5 protein-coding genes are annotated in these 3985 nt (G+C 56.2%); all 5 read left to right on the top strand.

Features of this window, described 5'->3' with window-relative positions:
• Nucleotides 1–466 precede the first annotated feature (466 nt).
• On the top strand, nt 467–706 hold the full coding sequence (locus tag DGI_RS15330) for an SOS response-associated peptidase family protein (protein WP_021762112.1): 240 nt from the start codon (nt 467–469) through the stop codon (nt 704–706).
• A gap of 1494 nt (nt 707–2200) precedes the next feature.
• On the top strand, nt 2201–2389 hold the full coding sequence (locus tag DGI_RS15325) for a type II toxin-antitoxin system HicA family toxin (RefSeq protein WP_021762109.1): 189 nt from the start codon (nt 2201–2203) through the stop codon (nt 2387–2389).
• A 2-nt stretch (nt 2390–2391) separates the two neighbouring features.
• Nucleotides 2392–2778, top strand: a complete 387-nt coding sequence (locus tag DGI_RS15320; protein ID WP_021762108.1) for a type II toxin-antitoxin system HicB family antitoxin — start codon at nt 2392–2394, stop codon at nt 2776–2778.
• A gap of 433 nt (nt 2779–3211) precedes the next feature.
• Nucleotides 3212–3439, top strand: a complete 228-nt coding sequence (locus tag DGI_RS15315) for a DUF4160 domain-containing protein (protein WP_021762107.1) — start codon at nt 3212–3214, stop codon at nt 3437–3439.
• The gene (locus DGI_RS15310; protein WP_021762106.1) at nt 3436–3912 is read left to right on the top strand and encodes a helix-turn-helix domain-containing protein; all 477 of its coding nucleotides are present in this window, start codon (nt 3436–3438) and stop codon (nt 3910–3912) included. Before DGI_RS15315 ends, DGI_RS15310 begins: the two co-directional genes overlap by 4 nt.
• Nucleotides 3913–3985 lie beyond the last annotated feature (73 nt).

Raw genomic sequence — 3985 nt, 5'->3', positions numbered from 1 at the left:
GAAAGCTCAAGATGCTATAGCCGTCAAAAATGACGACCCTCATTTCTATTCACACCTTGGGAGTCTGCTGTGGAACATCGGTGATCTTGATGGCGCCAAAGAAGCTCAGGCGAAGGCGATTGCTCTTGCTAAATAGGTGCGACCGAAGGGCCCATCCAAGCATCCCCCGGATGATGGAGCCCTTGAAGGCAGGGAGTGTCGCAGCAGTGTTGAAGTTGCACGAAAAGAGGTGCCTTGAGAACAGCATATTCGGGGACTCCTGCTTAAATTGCATCAATCAATATGGTACGGTGGCGCACCGCCTCTCCTTCCCCTCCTTGCTCTAATCCTGCCCCTGCTGATACAGCACCGCACCCACACGCGCAATAGATTGTCGCAGTGCGTCATGTGCTAATAGATTGCGTGCAGGCAGGCCGCACTGGTTCTCAGCGATAAAGCCAATCCTCTGAGAAATGAGGGGCTCGCTATGGCTATGGAGGATGAGGCCAATATCCGAGCCGGACTGTGGGAGCTGTGGGACGATCCTGCTGCTCCAGGAACTGGCACGCCGCTGCACTCGGCCACTCTCTTGACCACCGAGGTCAACGTCCTGGTCGCGCCCATCCACGACCGCATGCCGGTCATCCTCAGCCCCTTCCCGGGAGAGAGTATGCGGAAGGAATCGGTGGGGACTGGGGTGAACAAGGCAGGGAATGAGGCGTTTTGAGGCGGGGCGGAGTGCTTCGGGAGTTTGCACTCGACTGTAAACAACGGGCGGGGAGGGTGGTGCGATGCAACAGGGGGCACGGTAATGTGCGACCCCCATCACTTCACTCCAGCGAACTGCATTGCCGATCGTAAGATACTCCAGACAGGCGGCAATGGACTGTTGCACTGCCGCGGCATCGGGTCGCGCTGCAAGCACGGCGAGCACCTCGGCGATCATGGCGTTGGTGGGGATCAGTTCGGACGGGCTCTCCCGCATTCAGTCCAAGAGCACAGACAGGACCCGCTCGGGAGGAAGCGTGGCTATCTCCTGCCGCGAAGGGGCATACATCCCGGCCGGAGGACGGGCACAGCTGCGCCGTCCCCGTCCTTGATGTGGTGCCGGTGGTGCTGCAGGGTCATGGCCAGAGCCTGCGCCGAAATGCCGAAGCGATCATTCTCGGGATGCTGCATGTGTTCTTCTCGCGCATCTCGCACTCGACTGCAAACCCCAGTTCATCCCTCAGTGTCCCGCAACACCGCGGCCCCCTGTTCCAGGGCTGCAGTCTCGGCGGGCTGGCAGCAGCACGCCCTGAGAGACTTTGCCCGCGCCGCTTGCCTGGGGCAGGCGGGGAGGGCTGTCTTGCCCCCCCCGTATCCACCCAGGCCAGGACGCCATGCAGCACCATCCTGGGGTACTCCATCATTCTGCAGCAAACGTTCTCGGCATGCTGTGCCAGACGTGTATTGGAGTTTGTATGTGATTGCAAAAAGCTGAGGCTATCGCATGAAGTGATGCAATCGTGCTGTGATTGGCACTTAAAGAGTGATGACCTTGAAGCAAAATCATTGAGGGAAGAAATGTTACGTTGGGGTGGCAGGATTTCTATCCGCGTTGTATCTTTTCTGGGCGTATGATGACTTGCTTGGTTCTTACTTGATTTGCATTAGGATGTACAAATCTGCTAATGAAATGAATCTGGATCAATAATTCAAGCAAGGCAGGCAATCAATGGTGTATGGCAAGATAATGCAGAGGAAATGGTGCAGAGGTCTCGCTGTCAATCATCTGCCTGGTCGCAGTGAGACGCGAAAAGCGCAAAAAAGTGAAGGCTCTCAGTGCCGTTAAGACAATGAGAGCCTTCTTGGAAATCTCAACTGGCGGAGGGAGAGTCCGTCTAAAATACATCATAAATATTTGAAATAATGGAGTAATCAAAATAAATAAAATATTATTACCTGGTATCTTACCATGAAAAAACTTTGCTAGTAGCAAGCTGTTAGTTTATCATATATTATTATGATAGCAGTTCTCAATCTAAAATTTATGGAAGAGTTGTCCGCAAATTTTTATGCTAGGAAATTGTCTGCATTGTCTGCATTGTCTGCGAAGCTAGTAACCACGCCACTTCCCAGACGCAGACATTAAGTCTGCAATGTCTGCATTGTCTGCATGAGCGCGAAGCATGGCCGCGGCAGGATGGACAATACACATTACGGTGTGTATTTTTAAGCCATGAACAGCCGGGACGTGGTGAAAATTCTGGAGGCGGCAGGCTTCGTGCTGGTGAGCATTCGGGGCAGCCATCACAAGTATCGCCACCCGGACGGGCGCATGACCATTGTCCCGCACCCCAAAAAAGACCTTGGCACAGGACTGGTCCGCAAAATTCTGCGCCATGATGCCAAGCTCGAAGAGGAGTGACCATGTACTTTCCTGCCGCAGTTTTCATGGAGCAGGGCAAGGCCGTGGGTGTGAGCCTGCCGGATATTCCGGGTTGCAACACTGCCGGTGAATCCTTGGAAGAAGCCCTGGCCAATGTGCAAGAGGCCGTGGAATTGGCCCTGGACGACGCGAGCGAACGGCCTGTACCCTCCGACTTCGCAGCGCATGCAGGAAGTCCGGAGTATGCAGGGGCTGTGTGGGCGCTGGTGAATGTGGACCTGGGCTTTCTGGATGCCCGCACGGTGCGGGTCAATATCACCCTGCCAGCCGGGACGCTGGAAGAGATAGACCGGGCGGCCAGTGGCCGGGGCTTGTCCCGCTCCGCCTTCCTGGTCCAGGCGGCACGACGGGAAATGGTGAGGGCGTGAGGCCGGGCGCTTGCCGATGATGCTGGGTGCGGTATCAAAAGGCATGGAAGCTCAGATGCCCAGATTTGAAGACTATCCGTTCCAGATCATCCCATTGGCCGAAGGGCTTGGACGGCGGCAGGCAGGGGCGTGATTGCTGGTCGTGCGACCAATAAAACCAACACAATCCTACTCCAGAATGACCCCTGCCCGGCCTCTTTGATCCTGCAATATCGAAGAATCAAAGTTGAGAATCCTCAAGTTAAAAAGTACAATGATTTCAGTTCGCCAATTCCGGCGAGCGCGGAATCATTGGATGTTTTACGGGTAGAATTCTGCCTTTTGGATAAGTGCCTGCAATCGTTCTTTGTCACGTTGGCGTGACCCCCCCGCCCTCGAGGAAAATTCGAGAGCGGGCATTGACTTGGTGCAATGATTGCACTATGGTCATTCCATGGTCACGGCGCACCGCATCGGCAATATCAGAATTGATGTTCGCGGCAGGGAGCACAACCCACCGCATGTGCATATTGATGGCCCGAATGGTCCGGTGCGGGTGTTCCTGAATGACATGGCGGTGCTTGGATCACGCAAGGCTATCCGCGCCAGCGGCGAAGCCCTGGCCTGGATCGAGGTCAACCGCCAAGCACTGCTTCAACTGTGGGAGGAACTGAATCCATGAAGCGGGTTGCTTATCCCGATACCGCCCACGCACGAATCATTGAGGCCACCGCAGACGGTGGCACGGTCCTGCGTATTGTCTGGGAAAACGGCCACACCAGCGCCATTGACCTTTCCCCGTGGATTGATGCCCATGCAGACTTGGCCGGACTCCGCGCCCGTGGTGTTTTCGCCCGCGTCCAGGTAGGCGAGTTCGGCGGGTTTGTTCATTGGGGCGAGGACGGCGACGAAGAGCCGGCTATTGACGGGCTGCATCTGTGGCTCATGGAGCAATGGCAGCGCGGACTTCCGCTGACCCCTGGCACGCTGAAGCGCTGGCGCGAATCACGGGGGTTGACGCTGGAACAGGCCGCGAACGCCACGGGCATCAGCCGGCGGCAATGGGCGTACTATGAGGCCGGGCAGACGGTCATCCCGTATGGCCTGGGACTGGCCTGCAAGGGGTATGACGCGCTACGGGAAGAGGCGGCGTGAAGACAGCAGAGCAAATGCTGAGGATCCGCAATGTTGGGTCAGAGCAGTTTGACTAGCCCGCATATTGCATGAA

The sequence above is a fragment of the Megalodesulfovibrio gigas DSM 1382 = ATCC 19364 genome (genome assembly GCF_000468495.1).
GTDB classification, from domain to species: domain Bacteria; phylum Desulfobacterota; class Desulfovibrionia; order Desulfovibrionales; family Desulfovibrionaceae; genus Megalodesulfovibrio; species Megalodesulfovibrio gigas.
The sequence above is the reverse complement of the archived record's forward strand: the minus strand, read 5'-3'. Positions and strand labels throughout refer to the sequence as shown.